This is a genomic window from Lentilactobacillus parabuchneri DSM 5707 = NBRC 107865 (genome assembly GCF_001435315.1).
Taxonomy (GTDB): Bacteria; Bacillota; Bacilli; order Lactobacillales; family Lactobacillaceae; genus Lentilactobacillus; species Lentilactobacillus parabuchneri.
The window spans coordinates 23949-42891 of sequence record NZ_AZGK01000002.1; the positions used below are offsets into that span (position 1 = coordinate 23949).

The window sequence follows — 18943 nt, forward strand, 5'->3', positions numbered from 1 at the left end:
CACTCGGCAATTTTCAATATAGAGAACACTTTAAACTATAACGTTTGGTTACAGTCAAGGAAAAAGTATAATTTCAACCGGGTATTTTATCTTGACTATAACGTTACGAGACAGTTTATAGTAAAGATATTCAAACAAAAAGGAGAATGATCGCTATGAAATCAGTAGTTGTTAAACAAGCTGGCGGCCCAGAAGTACTTGAATTTGAGGAACGACCAATTCCAACCTCCACCCAAAATCAAACCGTTATTAAAATTCACGCTTTTCCCGTCCACCGTTATGAAGTCTTGACCCGTGAAGGCGGCTCACCTTCAGTAAAATTCCCACGAGTCATTGGCGTTGAAGCTGTTGGTGAAGTCTACCATCCCTCAAAGACTAGCCAATTAACTGCCGGACAAAAAGTGATTACATTTATGGGCGGTCTTGGCCGTGAATTTGATGGTAGTTATCAAGAATATGCTTTAGTTCCTGATAGCATCATTTACCCGATAACGTACAATGGCACTTGGACCGAGTTAGCAAGTTATCCAGAAACCTTCTACACAGCATTTGGTGCGCTTAAAGCTACTCGTCTCCAAAAAGGTCAGTCCTTACTTGTTCGCGGTGGTACAACAGGAGTTGGTATGGCAGCCCTAGTCTTAGGAAAAGCGCTGGGTCTTCGTGTTGCCACGACGACTCGGCAAAGTGATCGGGAACCTGTATTATCTAATTTAGGTGCCGACGAAGTGATCCTGGATCATAACGACCAGCTCCAGACCAGCAGTAAATATGACGGTGTGATTGATATGGTTGGTGTTCCTGTTGTCGTTGATTCCCTCAGCCACCTCAAGAATGGTGGAACTTACACGTTAGTTGGAATGGTCACTGGACAATGGGTGTGGAAAGACTTTGATCCATTTACCAACTTATCAAATAAGTATGCGACTGTTTATGATTCGTCTCAAGTCGATGGTCATATGGTCCAAAAAATGTTTGGACTGATTAATCAAAACCACCTGGAAATTCCAATTTCTAAAGTCTTCAAATTAAACGACATTCAAGAAGCTCACCGTTATGTCATGAAAAAAGACCGGCCTGTGGGACAAGTGATCGTATCAAATGACTAACCAACACAGACAGTCTCAACATTCATCGGAAAAATTTGAGTATAGCCTTGCCTTACACACATGATATAATTGATCGATAAATAACGGTATGTAACGATCAACAGAAGGAGTCGGATATGTTAAAAATCAGCGATATGGCGAATTTAGCCAATACAACTCGGCGAACACTTATATTCTATGACGAAGAAGGGATCTTTAAACCTGATAAAAGAACTGAAGCCGGCTATCGTTACTACAACTATGATCAGTTATATGATTTAATGTTTATCTTGGGCTTACGAAGTTTAGATATCCCCTTGGAAGAAATTAAAAAGATTGAAACTCAATCAGCAAATGTCCCAGAATTTCAGCTGATCGATGCCGAAGCAAAAATTGACAAAAAGATCAACGAATTGGCTAAAATTAAAAAAGTCCTAAGCAAAAAAATCGAAGATCAGTCGACGACGGATGAGTCAGCCCTTTACCAACCGGAAATTAAGCAGCGGCCGGAAATTGGATTTTGGTGCTCCCGCCAATCAATCAGTTGTACAAAAGAAGAGGTTGCCCAATTGTTTTCAGAATTCTATAAGCAGTTAGGCTCACTGGCAGTGATGGATACAACTAAATCAGGCTTCTTAACCAAATTATCCGTTGAAAATCCCGATGGTTATGCTGACGCATCTTTTCGAATTATCAAACAAACGATAGATGATCAACAGGATGTATTAATTCCTATTATCAAAAAAAGTGGCGGTGATTACGTAACCGTCTTAGTTGAAAATAATTTGGCGGGTATTTCCAAAGGGCTCTCTCGACTAAAAGCATTCTGCCACAATCATCATTTAAAAACCAACAACCATTTATGGCAAATTAATACCGGGGACACTTTAATTGAAACTGGTTCTTCCAAATATGGTTGGCTTGAATTTGCTGTCTTAAATGAAACTCATTAATCTTTTCCAACAAAATAAGGATCCCACCGCCCTCTAAGCGGTGAGATCCTTATTTGTTCTTTAAATCTTGAAAGGTATTCGAACCAATCATTGACCATAATTGGTCGGTATTTCTTTTCGTTAAAACGCTTCTGCAGGGTGGAACTGACAAACTACTCGGATCTAAGCTCGCTGACTTAGTACCTACACTATTTTCGGATGCTCCCTCGTTTGTCTTGCAGGTGATTAGTTCATTCACCTTTCACCATTATTATAAGTCCAAATGGCCTTTCAAACAAACAATCTGCCTTCAAGTTAATCCTGTAGGTCGCTAAAAATTTTTTGCATTCGGCTCTCAATATCGTATATTTCACCAGCATATTCTTTGAGGTTGCCGGTGTGCTGCTTCACTTTGTCATCTGGGACATCCGTCTTATATCGCAACTTGTGTTCCAGACTGGCCCACATATCCATGCCGATGGTTCTGAGTTGCACTTCAATTGGCACATCAAACACGCCGTTTGATTGAAACACCGGAACGGATACCACCAAATGAAGGCTTCGATACCCACTTGGTTTGGGATCTTTGATATAATCTTTTCGTTGTAAGAGTGTCACATCAGACTGCTGGACCAGCGCGTCTTCCACCCGGTACACATCATCGATATAGTTGGTAATAACCCGAATGCCGCCAATGTCTCGAATCTTATGGTGAATGGTATCAATATTCAGCGGGTAGCCCTTACGGTTGATTTTGCCAACCAGACTGCGGACACTTTTCATTCGCTCTTCCATATGATGAATCGGGTTATGGTCGTAATTGAGTGAATATTCCTCATCCAGATTTTCCAACTTTGTCCCAATCTCGTTAACACCGGAATGCCTCAGTTGGTATATTTCGGCCAGCTCCTTGAGGTCACCAATTTGGCTTTTCATTGGTAACTTATCAAGTTCCTTCATAATCTGCTTAGCGTCCATGAAGTTGCTGCGCTCTAATATCATTGTCATTTCTGCCTCCTCTATTACAAAATTGGTGACAACAGGCGACTAAACGTCTGCTTGAATTTCAACCAAAGTGACTGTTGTTCAAACATTTCAGTTGTTTGTAATTCACTGACATCAATGTCGTTTAAGAAAATGTCCCGTAGTTCGGCTGAAAACTTTTGGTCATAAATAAACGAATTAATTTCAAAATTGAGCTTGAAACTCCGATAATCCAGATTAGCGGACCCCACTGAAGAAATTTTGTCATCAATAACCATTGTTTTGGCGTGCATAAAGCCATTGCCATAATAATAGATCTTGACGCCTTCTTCAGCTAATTGGTGGGCGTAGTACTGGGTTGCCCGATAAACAAAAGGATGATCAGGCATGCTGGGGACCATGATTCTCACGTCGACACCAGACATAGCCGCAATCCGCAGCGCATCCATCACACTATCATCAGGAATCAGGTACGGTGATTGAATCCAACAATACTTTTTGGCCATGGTAATCAGCTTAATATAGCCCATTTTAATCTGTTGTAAATCCGAATCCGGCCCACTGGAAACAATCTGCATATTGACGCTTCCTTTGGTAGTTGTGACCGGAAAGTATTTGGCCTCGACTCTGTCTTCATCAATCTGATCCCGTGGACTGGTAGCGTTCCAATCAAGGATAAATCGCGCCTGCAGGCCAAACACACCGGATCCGATAATGCGGATATGGGTATCGCGCCAGTTACCGAATTTCTTCTTGCGGCCCAGGTACTGGTCACCAATGTTGAAGCCACCAGTATAGCCGATTGTGCCGTCAATGACAATAATCTTTCTGTGATCACGGAAATTAATACGAAAATCTAAAAGAACTGATCGCGTGTTCAAGAATGGAAAGGCTTTGCCACCAGCATCAACCAGTGGCTGGAAGAATTTCCGTGTCGTTCCCATTGACCCCCATGAATCGTAGATCACTCGCACTTCAACTCCTTGGCGAGCCTTTTCAACCAGCAAGTTCAAGATTTCATTTCCAATTTTGTCATTATAAAATGTGTAAAATTCGATGTGGATACTTTTCTTAGCGGCTTCAATATCCCCAATAATTTTATGGAACAAGGGATTTCCATTGGTAAAAATATGGACTTTGTTCTGCCGCGATAAAAACGCCTGATCCGTTGTCATGAACATGTCAACCGCGGTCCTGGCACTGGTTACAACTTCATCAGCCGCCGTCTTTTCATTATGTCCCAGCTGCTTTCGCTGTTCATTCAAGCGTTCGTCGAGTTGCATTTGAACATGTTTATGTAATTTAAATAACCGATTCTTCGGTAATTTTCGGCCTAAGAAGGCGTATGCAATAAAGCCGACCAGCGGTAAAAATACCAGCACCAGCAGCCAAGCCCAAATTGCGGCGATATCCCGCTTCTCCCGGAACACCGTAAAGATGGCAAGAATCGCGTTAATCACGACGATGACATTAAAAACAGACGACCAATCAATATTCATTTTTTCCTCCCCGCAGCCACTTTTAGGCTAAAATAAGAATACATACTGTAAGTATACTAGAAAGAAGCGGAAATAATTATGAATTTATCAAGTTTTTTTATCGTTGGGATTCATGGTATCCACTCAATTAGCTTTATTCATTTTCTGTTTAAAGAACAGCCAATACTTGGAATTGGGCTGATGGTTGCGCTCGTGCTCTACATGATTTATAAGTACATGAACCGCTAGGATTTGCATTTATTGATAGAAATAAAATAGACGGGAAGTTTAAGATGAAAAAGCAAAGTACAACTGCGCGTTGGATCGCCTTGTTAGCAATGGGATTGGGTGTCTTTATGGGGCTCCTCGATGTGACCGTCGTCAACGTCGCCCTGCCAACGATGGTTAAGGGATTCAATACCACTTTTACGAATTTACAGTGGGTGTTAAACGCCTACACACTGGTCTATGCCGTCACTTTGATGATTATGTCAAAGTTAGGTGACATGTATGGTCGAAAGAAAATTTTTCTGGGATCATTAATTTTATTTGTTATTGCTTCGGCCATTAACGGCATGGCGCCAAGCCTGCTAATCCTAGACCTCGGTCGTGGGGTTCAAGCGATTGGTGGCGCTGGAATGATGTCGTTGTCGATGGCGTTGGTAGCGTCAAACTTTGATGGCAAAGAACGCGGCTTGGCCCTTGGCATTCTTGGATCAATTATTGGTGTTTCGTCAGCATCTGGGCCGCTAATTGGCGGCTATCTGGTTGAACACTTTGGTTGGCCGGCGATTTTTTATGTCAACGTTCCCTTTGGTATTATCGCCGTTATCCTGACGGTTTTTTACGTGCGGGAAACACCAAGTTACGGGAAAAATCATAAAATCGATTTGGCCGGCATGATTCTGTCAGCAATTGGTTTGTTTGCCATTATCTATGGCCTAATCGTCAAGGAAGGCCACCCGCACTGGGCCTGGACCGACCCTCAGGTACTCGGACTATTAGCTGGCGGCATCATTGTCATGATTGCCTTTGTGTTCGTTGAAGCCCGGGTAGTCGATCCGATGATTGACCTCAAGATGTTTAAGCGACCACATTTTTTGGGCACCATCATCGTTGCCTTTGCGTTAGGCTCCGGCATTTATGCATACAACGCCTTCTTGACGGCCCTCATGCAAAACTACATTGGTTACTCAGCGGTTCAAACTGGAGTCAGACAACTAACCATTAGCGCTTGGTCGTTAGTACTGGGACCAGTTGCCGGCATCTTGAGTTCACGATATTCCAAAAAGTGGATGATCGTTGGCAGCCTGTTGATTGGAGGTGTTGGTTTCTTCTTGATGGCCCACGCAATCAGTCCAACCGTTACTTTCGCTGAATTATGGCCGGGTATGATCTTGATGGGCATCACCAACGGCATGGTCAATCCACTGCTCAACACCGCCGGAATGGAAGGCGCCCTCCCCCAAGAAATGGGCATGGTATCCGGCTTACTGAACGTCTTTCGTCAGTTCGGAACCACTGTCGGCGTCGTCGGCCTGGGGCTGATTCAAGATGCGCAATATGAAGCCCATTTGAACGCCAAAATGCCAATGCTGGAAGCACCGGCCAAAGCAATCAATGGCATCAAAGAAGCCTTGATCAACGCCGGACCGTTTTCAGGTCATACGATTGCCTTTTCCGCCAGAATGGACCACTTACCATTTGCCCAGGCGCTGCAAAAGATTGTCATCCACGCCTATGACAACGGAATGGCGGCGGTATCGATGACCTCTGCAATCATTGTCATCGTAGGCGCAATCGGTGCGGCCCTCTTGATGAGAAATCATATGGCCAGCCAAGATTTGGAATTGAAGCAAAAATAGTGTGATACAAATGGGAGTGTGTCAAAAGGCGGGTTTGCTTCCGCCAAAGAGGCTTGGCATTTCATGGCCGGCGTAGCATAACCTAGAATGACTTTTTGAGCTGAAAGCTCGGAAAGTTATTCGTAGTTATGCCTAGGAAGCAGCCTTTTGACACACGTTCCGGCTATATAATATTGAAAACGTAAAGGGGCTGTTGGCAAAACGTTAGTTTTGTCACAGCCCCGTTTGACTTGTAGTAAAATATTGCACCACCATAGCGGTATCAATTTAACAATTACCGATACAGTTCCGGTCGCCGGTCCTCAAATACCGGCATAAACCCACGGACTTCATCTGTTTCAGTGGTATCAATCGTGATCGTTTTTAATTGTGGCTGGTCGCCCAGGGTTAAAATCTCATCACCCATTGGATTATAAACACCAGAATGCCCGCCAAACGGATTATCCGGGTCGCTGCCCACTCGATTAACGGCCACAACAAAGCTCTGATTTTCAATTGCCCGTGCTGCCAATAATCGGCGCCACTGAGGAATTCGGGAAGTCGGCCACTCTGCCGGAACGAAAATGATTCGGCTGTTATCCAAGCTCAAGGTCCGCAACCATTCCGGAAAACGAATGTCGTAGCAAATCACACTTGTCGCATCGACACCCTTGATTTGGAAATGATCCTCCTCGTGGCCGGCAGCCAAAAACTCATCTTCATGCATTAATCCAAACAAGTGGACCTTTTCGTACTGTGTCAGTAGTTTTCCGTCACGGCCAAAGATATAGGTCGTATTGTAAAATGCGCCATCGTGCTTAATCGCAACTGAGCCGCCATGCACAATGAGTTGGTACTTTTTCGCCAACTCTGATAGTAATTGCCGAGTTCGTTCGCCGTTCTCATCGGCAATTTTATCAAACCGGCTTAGATCATAGCCGGTGTTCCACATTTCCGGAAAAACAACCACGTCTGCACCAGCGGCAGCCGCCTGTTTGACTAGCGGTTCGATCTTGGCGAAGTTCTCGTCCGGATTTCCATATGCAATATCAATTTGTGCCAAAGATATCGTCAGTTTCATGTCGGCCTCCCGCAATTTGTTGGTTAATTTTGTCCTAAAGTATAGCACAAAAAAACACATTAATTAGTTCAACTAATCAATGTGCACCCGTTTAAATGACTGCCGTAATTGCCGCAATCAGCCCAAAAATCACTCCTGGCACATCTGCGACAATCAAAATCCAATCCCGCTTTGGCTTCACCCAGCCGTACGCCACCCATAACGCCGCATTAACTGCCGCACAAAATGGTTGGATAAACGACGTTGGTTGGCCATTCAAATTCTGCAGAATTTCTCCTATGTATGAAATGTACATGATCATATTTGCCACCGTGGCAATATCACCAATTATCTTTTCCTCACTGAACGTTCGTTTAGCCTCGTGTAGTTGATTACCGCCAGGGTGACTCAACTGATTTTGCACACTAATCCCTCCAATTTCTCTTCTGTTCAGTGATAACATACTTAAGCAGAGAATACTAGGCATTCGAAAGATTATATCGAACAATCTGTTGAATAAGATCCACCGGCAGCGGCTGATCGACTGGCAGCTGAATCGCTCCAATGCTTGTTTTATAGTCTTTCAACTGCTCTTTGAAGGTGACAATCGCCTTTGGACCCGGATAAAGTCCGATATGGGTCTTATAGTTGGCAAAATGAATAATATTTTTATGAAAATGAAATGTTGGCATCCCATACGAAATTTTTTCATCATAATTTTTGGGCATCTCTGCTCGAATAATTTCATACAGTGACATCAGCTTGGATTGCCGCTCTACCGGCTGATTGACGATGTATTCGCGAACTAATTTTTCCATGACACAATCCCCCTCGAAAATATTTTTGCACTTATTTGATTAAAATCTGTTGACATTCATATTATAAAGCTCTAATATACAAAGCAACAATTAATTCGTCCATAAAACCGATGAAGTGGAGATCAAGATCATTGTGCACGCAAAGAGAGCTGCCGGAGCTGAGAGTGCAGTCGAACGCAGATGATTAAATGGACCACTGAGGGTTCTTCCGAAAGTTATCGAGTACGGAGAAACGTGTTGGCATACGTAAGTTGTCGGAGGGATGTTAGTCCCTTGCTAAGCGTAATTAATTGGGGAACTTAATAGATGATTTTTCATCTACCCTGATTAATTGAACTAAGGTGGCAACGCGGAATAATCCGTCCTTAACTTGTATCAAGTTATGGGCGGATTTTTTTGTTATCCAGTGTGGTGAGCCAAATCGGCTAGACAACAGTGAAACATCTAAACGGAGGTCGCAACGATGAAAATGGAAATCAAACGATGGCAAATCAAATATTGAACTTATTGGTATTAGGACAGCTCCTCCAAGCAAAAATCTCCTTGTAAGCACCTCGGAAGCAAATCCCCAGACCCGGGGAATTTACTTCCAAGCCGACTTACACTCCGATTTCTAACCGCTTGGATCCGCTCACTTATATAATTGGAGGAATTTATTATGATAAAACAAGCCATTGAAAAAGTTGTTAACCACAAAGATTTAACATTTGATGAAAGCCAAACCGTTCTCGACGAAATTATGAACGGCGAAACATCCGAAATTGAAACTGCCAGCCTCTTAACCGCTTTAACTGCCAAAAATCCAACAATTGACGAAATTGCCGGCGCCGCTTCTTCGATGAGAAATCACGCTTTGAAATTCCCTGAAGCTGGCAACGTCTTGGAAATTGTCGGTACCGGTGGTGATAAAGCCAACACCTTCAACATTTCAACAACCAGCGCAATTGTTGTCGCAGCTGCCGGAACCAAAGTTGCCAAACATGGCAACCGGGCCGCTTCGTCCAAGAGTGGCGCTGCCGACGTCTTTGAAGCGCTTGGCTTGGACATCAACGAAAATCCTGCCACCAGTTTCCAAAGCTTGCAAGACAATAATCTCTGCTTCTTATTTGCTCAAGAGTACCACAAATCAATGAAGTATGTTGCGCCTGTCCGCAAACAATTGGGAATTCGAACAATCTTCAATATTCTCGGACCACTGGCCAATCCAGCCCATCCAACCAGCCAATTACTCGGCGTTTACGATGAGGCACTCCTCGAGCCACTGGCTAACGTGCTTAAAAAATTGGGTGTCAAAAATGCGATGGTCATCCACGGTCGAGACGGTCTTGATGAAATGACCGTTGCAGATGAAACTGCTGTGGTTGAACTTCGTGACGGTCAACTAACCAAGTACGTCTTGACACCGGAACAATTCGGCCTGAAACGATCAAAACCTGAAGATTTGGTTGGTGGCACACCGGAAGAAAACGGCCAGATTACCCGTGATATTTTAGCCGGTAAAAAAGGCCCTCAACGAGACATCGTCTTACTCAATGCCGGTTCAGGATTACACCTGGCACACCCGGAAATGACCATTCAAGAAGGAATCAGCCTGGCTGCCAAAACAATCGATGAGGGTAAGGCCCAAGCCGAACTCGACCGTTTAATCAACTTTTCCAACAAACGCAAGGATGTGGTCGCATGATTCTTGATGATTTAGTCCATGCCACGCAAAAACGGTTGAAAACACACATCGCAAAACGCCCACTCAGTGCCATAAAGGCGCAGGTTGCCGCAATGCCAGCCAACGCCAAGCCTGATTTTCTTTCGATTCTTAAACATCCCGGACTTCACGTCATCGCTGAAGTCAAGAAGGCCTCTCCTTCCAAAGGAACGATCGTCAGTGATTTTCCATATTTAACAATTGCCAAAAGCTATGATGCTGCAGGGGCCGACGCCATCTCAGTCTTGACTGAACCCGATTACTTCAACGGTCATTTGGATTATCTCAACCAAATCAGCCAAGCCGTGGCAGCACCCACCCTGCGAAAAGATTTCACCATTGACCCTTACATGGTCTATGAAGCAAAAGCAAACGGCGCCTCAATCATCCTGTTAATCGTCGCAATCGTTGACGACTACCAACTCCGCGCCTACCGCGAGCTGGCAGAAAGTTTGGGAATGCAGGCGATTGTTGAGGCCTATACGGCTGAAGAAGTGACCAGAGCACTTAATTCCGGCGCCAAGATCATTGGTATCAACAACCGAAATCTCAAGGACTTCCACGTTGATTTCAATAACAGCCTAAAGTTACGGGCAATGGTTCCTGAAGGCATCCCCGTTGTGGCCGAAAGTGGTATCAAAAGCCAAGAAGATGTCGACAAACTGGCCAATGCAGGATTTAACGCCATTCTCATTGGCGAAACCCTCATGAGAGCTGACAATAAGCAAGCATTAATCAAGGATTTTAAACAAGCAGCCGTTCATTAAACAGCGTTGGAGGTGTTCTAATGGTTCAAGTTAAAATTTGTGGCTTGATGAAACAAGCAGATATTCAAGCCGTCAATGACGCAGCAGCCGACTTTGCCGGATTTGTATTTGCACCCGGCCGTCACCAGGTATCCTTGACAACTGCCTTAAAGTTGCGGGCCGGATTAGTGCCTAACATCCAAACGGTCGGCGTCTTCGTTAACGAGTCCATTGATGAGATCTTAGCGATTTACCGGGCTGGCGCGATCGACATTGCCCAACTCCATGGCAAAAGCACTCCGGATGAAATTAAAATTCTCCACGCTGCCGGCCTCAAGGTCATTCAGGTCTTTGAACGCCAGTCAATTGAGTTAAATTCCCGCGCTGATTACTTGATGGTCGATAGTGGCAAAGGCAGCGGTCAGATATTGAACTGGCAAAACATCCCCCACGTTGATCGCCCGCTCATCCTTGCTGGTGGCTTAACGCCTATTAACATCAACCAGGCTATCCAGCTCGTCAATCCAACGGTCGTCGACGTCTCAAGTGGCGTCGAAACTAACGGCGTTAAAGATCCAGATAAAATCATGAACTTTATAAAAAATGTGAAAGAGGAAATTGTCCTATGAAAAATTTAACTGAAGATAAACAACAAAAGCGGCCCGGAATTTTCGCCAATACATATGGCGGCCAATACATTCCAGAAACATTAATGACAGAACTCGAAAAAGTTGACAAGGCTTTTCACACTTTAAAGGATGACCCGGATTTTCAAGCTGAGTTACACGACCTGTTAACAAACTACGCCAATCGGCCATCGCTTCTCTACTATGCGAAAAACATGACCGAAGACCTCGGTGGTGCCAAGATCTACCTGAAACGCGAAGACTTAAATCATACCGGGGCTCATAAAATCAACAACGTGATTGGCCAAGCACTACTGGCAAAACATTTGGGCAAAAAGCGCCTAATCGCCGAAACCGGCGCCGGCCAACACGGGGTCGCAACGGCCACAATCGCCGCCCTGTTCGGAATGGAATGTGAAATCTTCATGGGAAAAGAAGACACTGATCGCCAGAAGTTAAACGTCTACCGAATGGAACTGTTGGGCGCTAAAGTCCACCCGGTTACAACCGGCTCGATGGTCTTAAAAGATGCGATCAATGCCACTTTACAGGAGTGGGCAAGTCGTTCCGAAGACACCTTCTACGTCATGGGTTCGGCTGTGGGGCCTTATCCGTTCCCCGAAATGGTTAAATATTTCCAAAGTGTCATCAGCAAGGAATCCAAACAACAGTTAAAAGCCAAGGAAAACACCCTTCCTGATATGGTTGTCGCCTGTGTCGGTGGTGGCAGTAACGCCATCGGCAGCTTTGCCGACTACATCGATGATCCAAGCGTTCAATTAGTCGGCGTTGAAGCAGCCGGAAAAGGCGTCAACACAGATCAAACGGCCGCTACGATTGAACGGGGTTCTGTCGGGATTTTTCACGGCATGAAGTCACTGTTCCTCCAAAATGAAGATGGCCAAATCAATCCGGTTTACTCCATCTCAGCCGGCTTAGATTATCCGGGTGTTGGCCCGGAACACGCTGCGCTTGCCACAGAAGGTCGAGCCGATTATGTCGGGATTACCGATGACGAAGCCGTTGAAGCCTTTGAATACATCGCCCGCCAAGAAGGAATCGTTGCCGCCATTGAAAGCTGTCACGCAGTTGCTTACGTCGAAAAGATTGCCCCAACCATGTCCAAGGACCAAATCATCGTCTGCACCCTCTCAGGTCGTGGTGATAAAGACGTTGCCAGCATCGCCAAATACAAAGGAGTCGATATTGATGAGTAATTTAACTGAGATTTTTAAAAACCATAAGGCATTTATTCCGTTTGTGGTCGCTGACGACCCGGATTTTGAGACCACCGTTGACAATATCGTGGCGCTGGCAAATGGCGGTGCAGACATCGTCGAAGTTGGGATTCCATTTTCCGACCCAATCGCAGATGGTGGCGTCATTCAAGCCGCTGACCTCAGAGCATTTGCGGCCGGTGTCCGGACCAAGACGGTATTTGAAATTGTCGAAGCGGCCCGTAAACGCACAGATGTGCCAATTGTTTTCCTGACTTATTTGAATATCGTCTTCAAATACGGTTACGATGAATTTTGTAAGAAGTGCCAGGAATTAGATGTCTCTGGTCTGGTGATTCCTGACATGCCGTACGAAAGTCGCGAAGATATCGTCCCAACTGCGGATAAATATGGCATCGACATCATTCCGTTGATTGCCCCTACCTCCGGCCACCGTGTCGAAAAGATTGCCAAAGCGGCCTCGGGATTCATCTATGTCGTCTCTTCACTGGGAATTACCGGCGAACGAAACGAGTTCTTCAACGGTTTGAAGGACTTAGTCGCGGAAATTAAGCACTATACAGATGTTCCCACCGCAATCGGCTTTGGTGTTCATACACCGGAACAAGCTAAAACGATGGCAAAAATCGCGGACGGCGTAATCATCGGCAGTGCAATTGTCGATATCGTCGCCAAGAAGAAACAAGCAGCCCCTCAAGCAGTTGAAGCGTTTACCAAATCCATCCGAACTGCGGTGGATGAGGCCGAGGCTGAAAAAGCACGGGTATAGAAATAGGTAAAGAGGACCGTTGGCGACGTCTTTTCGCTAACGGTCCTCTATTTATCTAAGTAGCCGGTATCCTTTGTCAGACACCGTGATATACTGATTTTGACAATAAATTGGAGGTAATGATATTTTGGTAAAAATTGGTGTCATTTTAGGATCCGTCCGGAGTAAACTGGGGGATTCGATTTTTAGTTATTTAAAATCCCAGTTCCCAAATGAAAGCAACGTGGTCTTTGACTGGATTAAGATTGACGACTATCCGTTGGAAGCCTATCACCATGACGAAACGCCTCTTTCTGAAACAATCACCGACTTAAAACCGAACGAACAGCGTTGGCTCAATCAACTGTCAAGCGATGACGGTTATGTCTTCTTAACACCCGAATACGACCATGCAATTCCTGGGGCACTTAAAAACGCCCTGGATTACGTTGGTGGTGAAGTTAAACGTAAGCCTGTCCAGATTATTTCGTATTCCTATTACAGTGACGGCGGAATGTTGGCAGCAGAATCATTCGTGGAAATTCTGCAGATGCTGCAAATGATTGTGCTCCCGACACCGGTACTATTATGGAATGCCAGTGATACCTTTACACCGGATGGTCAACTGATTGCTGACGCGGCAAATCGTGATCATTTTGAACAGCGCCTAAAAGAGGCCTTTCACGAAATTTCATTTTATACGAAACTACTCGCTGATCATCCATTTAAGTAAATCGAGGTTGTCTCATGTCTCCCATTCTTCCAAACAAAACAGAATTTATTCCGCAAGCGCCCGCAAACGAGCATGAAATCTTCATGGCCATGCGAACCTATCCCGATAACGTCAAGGTCTATCATCCCCACGGTCGAATCGATGCGACGTCGGTCTTCTGGCATAATAAGCTGCACCCAACAACGCAGAATTTTGCGGTTTATGTCGATCCAAAAGCAACTGAGCAGACCGTTTTATTCCCGCGGATATTAGGTGATATCGAAAAATTAGCGTGGAAATTTTCTAATAACCAAATGATCACTCGTGATTACGTCCCGCAGCATCCCTTTAACCAATGGCTGCAGACCAAGCGGTTTCGGTTGGTAGACACCGTGCTGACAGCGGAGTTGGCAACTGATCAACTCAACCTCAAGCAAACTGTACAGCTGAACAAAAATCGCATTCTATCCTTTAGCCAACTCATGGCTCAGCCAACTTTACTTAAACGCGTTCTTAAACAAAGCCTCAACGACTATCGAGGACAGCAGCGCTACGACCCTGCGATTGCCATTCCTCTAGCCGATTGGCAGGCACTTATTTCTGACAAAGTAGTTTTAGATGCACCGTCTGTATTACTGGATGATGGCGGAAAACCGGCTGCGTACAGCTTGTTGAGTGGAACTTCCGAGAATATCCGTCTTGGCTTAATGTCCGGAAACACCGCCAAGGGTTTGAACCAGCTCTTAAATACTCAGTTAGCCTGGATCAAAAATAATTCCAAAAATCTGAGTGGTTATTTCCACACGAATCGTCAACTGGACATGAAAATCATTAAGAGCTTACCGTTTAACATTGAAAACCGGTACGAAACACTCAAGCGTCTTTCATGATATACGATCGGGCTCAGATCACAATAATGAATACAGCAAGCCTACAAAAAACGGCTGAAGCATGGAAATTTGCTTCAGCCGTTTTTGTTGAAATTCATAGTGCTTTGACTACATACGATGTTCCAAAGACCGTCATTGCCCGTTGCAGGAGGTTCAAGCAAACCCTCAACTGACCATTTTCAATCTTTGCCAGTTGGCTTTGCTCTATTCCAATTTTCTTAGCCAGGTCAACCTGCGTCATTCCCGCCTGCTTACGCCGATATTTAATCGTGTAGGCAGCGTCAGCTTCTGCAGGTAGTGAAATAACCGTGTTCAGCGGCCGGTGAGCTTCACTGGCAATGATGAGATCGGCCAGTTCAGGATTTGTTAGCGGTCTTCCCAATGCATCAACGATAAAAGCCACTTCACGCATGCCAATCGTCCCAAAAGTCAACCGGGACATTTCTGTGGAGGCTTCGTGAAATTCCGCCGTATCCCGTGGCTGTTTATCGATCACCGCATTTAAGTCTGCCAACTTTTGAATGATTTCATCTTTGGTCATATCAAACACCATCCCTCGGAAAGTACTTTTTAATTGCCAGCAAACTCGCCTGAGTATCAAAGTATAAGTTCTGACTGGAACTTTTCTTAGCACCCAGGTGGAAATAAAAATTTTCTGTTCCATCAGTTTTTGTCGTCAAACTTACAAAGCCATCAAATCCTGGTTGAAGAAGTGCGTCTTGCATAATAATCGCTAAAAGAGCAGCTCCCAAACCCAAGCCTCGGTATTCAAACCTAACTTCAAGATTGACCACATAATTATTTAAATTGTCATACTGTCGAATAAATCCAATTATCGCAACTAACTCAGCCTTAATAAAGGCCCCAATGACGACTTCATTAGGAAATGGAGAAGTCCAATCAAAAATAAAGTGACTCGTATCCAGTGACTTAATCGCTTCCGTTATAACGTCAAACTTTACATCTTCTATGTTCAATTATAGCAAAATATTCTATATTTGAATATTAATCAATCTTATTTTGCCGTCTCCTCAAATCATAAATACGAAGAAAACGAATCATTTATTGGAAATGCTTATATCTAAAGTATTTATATCCTAATTTATGTTCGAACATCGTTGCTGACAAACCAGTCCGGTTCGCCATAAAGATGTAGATTGCCAATGCTGCCAAACCGAATACGACGCAGTACAAAAACGCCGGAATCAGCCGGCTTGGCATCATAACCTGGTGAATGCCCCAAGTTAGTCCCATCACGATAGCGAAGAACACGATGTTCACGAGTAAGCTAACCTTGAGCTTGCCAAACGGGACATGAAACTCGTACATAATTTCCCCATAACTCAGCAGACAAATAAACCCGAAACCAATGGCCGTCGAGATAATCGCACCAAATCCCTGAAGCAGAATCACTAATGGAATTTGGAACAACAACTTGGTGACTAATCCGACCACCAAGTAATACATTGCTTTTTTACTATAGTGGAGTGCCTGCAGTAGGGTTAACCCGTTGATCGCAAACCCAAGCATTAAACTCTGAAGAATATTAGCGGCCAGATATTTGCCTCCCAACACGCTAAACGAGAAGAAAATGCCGTTGGTTTCATACGACAGTCCACACAGGATCGTGACAATTGGTAACAACACAAACATCAGCATGTTCACATTTTGAAAAATCAGATCACCGACATCGGACTTTTTGGAAGCCTGACTGTTTGCAAGCAACGGCAACGTGGTTTCAGCAACCGCCAAGGCCAGAGAGACAACAACCGTCGTGATTTTGGTTGGGTTCGCTGAAAATAATGTGTAAATGTATTGCGTGTATTCTGCCGAAAAATGTTGAACGCCTTCCATCACCTGTTTGAAAAACAACTGGTCAATCAACTGACTCAAAGTAATTCCCGAGCCGACGATAACGAAGGGAATTGATTCGTAAGCAATCATCGTAAAGATCTTTTTAATGCTGGTCAGATCAAACGGCTTACTCTTCTTAGCAAGTTCGGCATAGTTAGCCGACTGCTTTCGATAGTACAGGGCCAGGTAAATATAACTGGCTACCGCCCCAACAAATGCCGCCATGACGCTTAAATAAACGGCTTCGATGTAGCTTCTGTGAAGCACATTGATAACGACATACGTTGATCCCAAAATAAAAACAATTCGAATAAATTGTTCCCATAGTTGAGACACGCCGTAAGGTTTTAAATCCTGGTTCCCCTGAAACCAGCCACGAATGCTGCTCATAGACGGCAAAATGACAATTGCGGGTACCAATACCCGAATCGACGTAACGGCGCTCTGAGTGGACACTACGGGGCTATTTTTAGCGATCAGCGGTGCGATCACCCATAGAATCACGCCACAAACAATTCCCGATAACAGCATGACAAAAGAGCCAACCTTTGCCAGTTGACGTGAATTCAAAAATTTTCCTTGACCATTGTAAATTGCTACCCGTCGAGCGATCGCTGACGGAAACCCTGCAGTTCCCAGCGCAATGAAGAGCCCATAGGGATTATAAGACGCGTTAAACAGGGCCATGGCGACACTCTTGTGTTCAGGTGATCCGATCATAGACAACCACGGAATCAGGTAGAGAATCCCAAGAACCCGGGAAAAAATACTTCCAAAGGAAAGCCAGAACGAGCCTGACATGATTTTCTTGTTCATGGAGGAATGCACACTTTCTATTTTCGATATTAGACAATATCCAATATTATAGTATCTTTTGTCAAAGTTTGCTATCAAATCAGAAACTTGGTTCGCGATTTTGGGGATGGTTTTAAATAAAATCGTTAGTAAACTGAGCAACTAATGATCTGATTGGAAAAGCTTTTGTCAAAATAACATTGGTCATTAAATAGAGCTGGAAACAAGCAGTATTGCCTGTTTCCAGCCCTTATTGTGCTTTATTTTGATGTGGATACCAGTTTTCCTAACGGAAATGTGCTCCGACGACCGCAAACAAAGTGCAGCATCTAGCCTACTGGCGATGACCCTGATCCCTAATGTGTAAGGCCAAAGTCGCAACGACGAACAAAACCCGTTCATCATTACAACTTTAGCCTTACACACCGGGGTCACCCGGGTCTCGTCGCACTCTTTAATCTTCCGACACCTGCGCACTCTTTTGAATCTCTGGTGATAGATCATACATCTTGGCAGCTTCCGTCAACATTGCGTGATAGGAATATCCGCCGTCCTTGTACGGTTCAATAACGACCTCATCTGCAATCTTTGAAAATGGCTTCTTGCCATCCTTCACTTGAGCTGCATCTAAATCTGCGACAATCTTTTTTTCAACATCCGAATAACTGCCTTCGATCTGCTTGGTCTGTAAACTGCCTCGAATAGAAATTTTACTCATATAAATTCCTCACAATCTATCAGTTTTTTGGTGTAATCATATCGCCACCAAAACGTGCAAGCGATATCTCTACATACATCATACCAATATATCCAACGGTATTTCATTAAAAAATGAAATTAATATTAAATATTTAAACCGACTAATGAATATGCAACAAAAATAGGACCGCCAACAGACACAATGCCTGTTAACAGTCCTATTTAATCATTATTGATGATAAAAATAACTGGTTTGCGCCTTATTGGTATCACTTGATTTGTAATACATCTTGAGCGCCGTTTTTCCGTTATGTTTCACGTGCTTCAAGTACACTGGTTGATTTGCTGACAGCAATGTCAGTTTCCAGTACCCGTGTTGATTTGCTTTATTGGCAACCTTAAACAAGAAACTTTTTGCCTTAGTCGCCCGGTATTTTTTGATATTCACGTAATAGGTTCTGGCATCCGCATTTTCGGACGCCTTCGATGAACCTTGGCGGAAGGAATATTTGGTCAGTCGGTATTTGACCGGCACATTGCCAAATAAATCATCATGATAATTTCCCAGCCAAGTCCCCTGCAATGTTTTTGGAATTGCATGGGTAGTTGTCTTTGCATGAACCGGTTGTGCCTCTGTGGCAATAATGCCCACCCCAAGGGTAACGGCTACTACGGATAGTGTTTTGGAGAATTTCATACATCTTTCCTTTCGTTTGCAAAATCGCAATTGAA

At 44.3% G+C, this 18943-nt stretch carries 21 protein-coding genes; 11 read left to right on the plus strand and 10 right to left on the minus strand.

All coding sequences use genetic code 11. The features are described 5' to 3' along the window. Nucleotides 1-155: 155 nt before the first annotated feature. A complete protein-coding gene (locus tag FC51_RS02665) occupies nt 156-1106 on the plus strand; it encodes a zinc-binding dehydrogenase (RefSeq protein ID WP_057911139.1) in 951 nt (316 codons plus the stop codon). A gap of 116 nt (nt 1107-1222) precedes the next feature. Beyond that, the gene (locus FC51_RS02670; protein WP_057909388.1) at nt 1223-2038 is read left to right on the plus strand and encodes a MerR family transcriptional regulator; all 816 of its coding nucleotides are present in this window, start codon (nt 1223-1225) and stop codon (nt 2036-2038) included. Nucleotides 2039-2332: 294 nt separating this feature from the next. Here FC51_RS02670 and FC51_RS02675 read toward each other — a convergent pair whose 3' ends face one another. Both FC51_RS02675 and cls read right to left on the minus strand, forming a co-directional pair. Further along, nucleotides 2333-3019 (minus strand): GTP pyrophosphokinase, encoded by a 687-nt coding sequence (locus FC51_RS02675; RefSeq protein WP_057909405.1) that lies wholly within the window; start codon nt 3017-3019, stop codon nt 2333-2335. A 20-nt stretch (nt 3020-3039) separates the two neighbouring features. Then, complete coding sequence (cls, locus tag FC51_RS02680; protein WP_057909387.1) at nt 3040-4500, minus strand: cardiolipin synthase; 1461 nt, start codon at nt 4498-4500, stop codon at nt 3040-3042. Nucleotides 4501-4578: 78 nt separating this feature from the next. Between cls and FC51_RS12410 the strand changes: the two genes are divergently transcribed. Then, a complete protein-coding gene (locus tag FC51_RS12410) occupies nt 4579-4728 on the plus strand; it encodes a hypothetical protein (RefSeq protein ID WP_167547565.1) in 150 nt (49 codons plus the stop codon). A gap of 44 nt (nt 4729-4772) precedes the next feature. Then, nucleotides 4773-6344 (plus strand): MFS transporter, encoded by a 1572-nt coding sequence (locus FC51_RS02685; protein ID WP_057909386.1) that lies wholly within the window; start codon nt 4773-4775, stop codon nt 6342-6344. Between the two features lie 274 nt (nt 6345-6618). Here the strand turns inward: FC51_RS02685 and FC51_RS02690 are convergent, their stop codons facing one another. The 3 genes from FC51_RS02690 to FC51_RS02700 form a co-directional block, all read right to left on the minus strand. Beyond that, the gene (locus tag FC51_RS02690; protein ID WP_057909893.1) at nt 6619-7404 is read right to left on the minus strand and encodes a carbon-nitrogen family hydrolase; all 786 of its coding nucleotides are present in this window, start codon (nt 7402-7404) and stop codon (nt 6619-6621) included. Nucleotides 7405-7495: 91 nt separating this feature from the next. After that, nucleotides 7496-7807, minus strand: coding sequence for a SemiSWEET family transporter (locus tag FC51_RS02695; protein WP_057909892.1), 312 nt, complete (start codon nt 7805-7807; stop codon nt 7496-7498). A gap of 55 nt (nt 7808-7862) precedes the next feature. Further along, nucleotides 7863-8201: an iron chaperone gene (locus FC51_RS02700; protein WP_057909891.1), complete on the minus strand. Its 339-nt coding sequence runs from the start codon at nt 8199-8201 to the stop codon at nt 7863-7865. Nucleotides 8202-8859: 658 nt separating this feature from the next. Here FC51_RS02700 and trpD point away from each other — a divergent pair. The 7 genes from trpD to FC51_RS02735 all read left to right on the plus strand — a co-directional run bounded on the left by trpD (nt 8860) and on the right by FC51_RS02735 (nt 14863). Continuing rightward, nucleotides 8860-9885: an anthranilate phosphoribosyltransferase gene (gene trpD / locus FC51_RS02705; RefSeq protein ID WP_057909890.1), complete on the plus strand. Its 1026-nt coding sequence runs from the start codon at nt 8860-8862 to the stop codon at nt 9883-9885. Next, nucleotides 9882-10670 carry an indole-3-glycerol phosphate synthase TrpC gene (gene trpC / locus FC51_RS02710; RefSeq protein ID WP_057909889.1) on the plus strand — a complete coding sequence of 263 codons (789 nt, stop codon included), beginning with the start codon at nt 9882-9884 and terminating at the stop codon, nt 10668-10670. Before trpD ends, trpC begins: the two co-directional genes overlap by 4 nt. Nucleotides 10671-10690: 20 nt before the next feature. Further along, a complete protein-coding gene (locus tag FC51_RS02715; protein ID WP_057909888.1) occupies nt 10691-11278 on the plus strand; it encodes a phosphoribosylanthranilate isomerase in 588 nt (195 codons plus the stop codon). Further along, complete coding sequence (trpB, locus tag FC51_RS02720) at nt 11275-12492, plus strand: tryptophan synthase subunit beta (protein WP_057909887.1); 1218 nt, start codon at nt 11275-11277, stop codon at nt 12490-12492. The genes FC51_RS02715 and trpB overlap by 4 nt, the downstream gene beginning before the upstream one ends. Next, nucleotides 12485-13282, plus strand: a complete 798-nt coding sequence (trpA, locus tag FC51_RS02725; RefSeq protein WP_057909886.1) for a tryptophan synthase subunit alpha — start codon at nt 12485-12487, stop codon at nt 13280-13282. The genes trpB and trpA overlap by 8 nt, the downstream gene beginning before the upstream one ends. Before the next feature lie 127 nt (nt 13283-13409). Continuing rightward, a complete protein-coding gene (locus FC51_RS02730) occupies nt 13410-13994 on the plus strand; it encodes an NADPH-dependent FMN reductase (protein WP_057909885.1) in 585 nt (194 codons plus the stop codon). Between the two features lie 14 nt (nt 13995-14008). Next, a complete protein-coding gene (locus FC51_RS02735) occupies nt 14009-14863 on the plus strand; it encodes a hypothetical protein (RefSeq protein ID WP_057909884.1) in 855 nt (284 codons plus the stop codon). A 94-nt stretch (nt 14864-14957) separates the two neighbouring features. Here FC51_RS02735 and FC51_RS02740 read toward each other — a convergent pair whose 3' ends face one another. The 5 genes from FC51_RS02740 to FC51_RS02760 all read right to left on the minus strand — a co-directional run bounded on the left by FC51_RS02740 (nt 14958) and on the right by FC51_RS02760 (nt 18908). Beyond that, nucleotides 14958-15404: a helix-turn-helix domain-containing protein gene (locus FC51_RS02740; RefSeq protein ID WP_057909883.1), complete on the minus strand. Its 447-nt coding sequence runs from the start codon at nt 15402-15404 to the stop codon at nt 14958-14960. A gap of 1 nt (nt 15405) precedes the next feature. Next, nucleotides 15406-15840, minus strand: coding sequence for a GNAT family N-acetyltransferase (locus tag FC51_RS02745; RefSeq protein WP_057909882.1), 435 nt, complete (start codon nt 15838-15840; stop codon nt 15406-15408). 85 nt (nt 15841-15925) lie between these two features. Beyond that, complete coding sequence (locus tag FC51_RS02750; RefSeq protein WP_057909881.1) at nt 15926-17533, minus strand: putative polysaccharide biosynthesis protein; 1608 nt, start codon at nt 17531-17533, stop codon at nt 15926-15928. A gap of 433 nt (nt 17534-17966) precedes the next feature. After that, complete coding sequence (locus FC51_RS02755) at nt 17967-18230, minus strand: hypothetical protein (RefSeq protein WP_057909880.1); 264 nt, start codon at nt 18228-18230, stop codon at nt 17967-17969. A 210-nt stretch (nt 18231-18440) separates the two neighbouring features. Next, a complete protein-coding gene (locus FC51_RS02760; RefSeq protein WP_057909879.1) occupies nt 18441-18908 on the minus strand; it encodes a hypothetical protein in 468 nt (155 codons plus the stop codon). Between the last annotated feature and the right edge of the window lie 35 nt (nt 18909-18943).

Bases quoted from the DNA above. Each gene is read 5' to 3' on its own strand.
- trpC (WP_057909889.1), top strand. From the start codon at position 9,882: ATGATTCTTGATGATTTAGTCCATGCCACGCAAAAACGGTTGAAAACA.
- FC51_RS02665 (WP_057911139.1), top strand. From the start codon at position 156: ATGAAATCAGTAGTTGTTAAACAAGCTGGCGGCCCAGAAGTACTTGAA.
- FC51_RS02670 (WP_057909388.1), top strand. From the start codon at position 1,223: ATGTTAAAAATCAGCGATATGGCGAATTTAGCCAATACAACTCGGCGA.
- trpB (WP_057909887.1), top strand. From the start codon at position 11,275: ATGAAAAATTTAACTGAAGATAAACAACAAAAGCGGCCCGGAATTTTC.
- FC51_RS02750 (WP_057909881.1), bottom strand. From the start codon at position 17,533: ATGAACAAGAAAATCATGTCAGGCTCGTTCTGGCTTTCCTTTGGAAGT.
- FC51_RS02760 (WP_057909879.1), bottom strand. From the start codon at position 18,908: ATGAAATTCTCCAAAACACTATCCGTAGTAGCCGTTACCCTTGGGGTG.
- FC51_RS02715 (WP_057909888.1), top strand. From the start codon at position 10,691: ATGGTTCAAGTTAAAATTTGTGGCTTGATGAAACAAGCAGATATTCAA.
- trpA (WP_057909886.1), top strand. From the start codon at position 12,485: ATGAGTAATTTAACTGAGATTTTTAAAAACCATAAGGCATTTATTCCG.
- FC51_RS02755 (WP_057909880.1), bottom strand. From the start codon at position 18,230: ATGAGTAAAATTTCTATTCGAGGCAGTTTACAGACCAAGCAGATCGAA.
- FC51_RS02675 (WP_057909405.1), bottom strand. From the start codon at position 3,019: ATGATATTAGAGCGCAGCAACTTCATGGACGCTAAGCAGATTATGAAG.
- FC51_RS02685 (WP_057909386.1), top strand. From the start codon at position 4,773: ATGAAAAAGCAAAGTACAACTGCGCGTTGGATCGCCTTGTTAGCAATG.
- trpD (WP_057909890.1), top strand. From the start codon at position 8,860: ATGATAAAACAAGCCATTGAAAAAGTTGTTAACCACAAAGATTTAACA.
- FC51_RS02690 (WP_057909893.1), bottom strand. From the start codon at position 7,404: ATGAAACTGACGATATCTTTGGCACAAATTGATATTGCATATGGAAAT.
- FC51_RS12410 (WP_167547565.1), top strand. From the start codon at position 4,579: ATGAATTTATCAAGTTTTTTTATCGTTGGGATTCATGGTATCCACTCA.
- FC51_RS02735 (WP_057909884.1), top strand. From the start codon at position 14,009: ATGTCTCCCATTCTTCCAAACAAAACAGAATTTATTCCGCAAGCGCCC.
- FC51_RS02740 (WP_057909883.1), bottom strand. From the start codon at position 15,404: ATGACCAAAGATGAAATCATTCAAAAGTTGGCAGACTTAAATGCGGTG.
- FC51_RS02700 (WP_057909891.1), bottom strand. From the start codon at position 8,201: ATGGAAAAATTAGTTCGCGAATACATCGTCAATCAGCCGGTAGAGCGG.
- cls (WP_057909387.1), bottom strand. From the start codon at position 4,500: ATGAATATTGATTGGTCGTCTGTTTTTAATGTCATCGTCGTGATTAAC.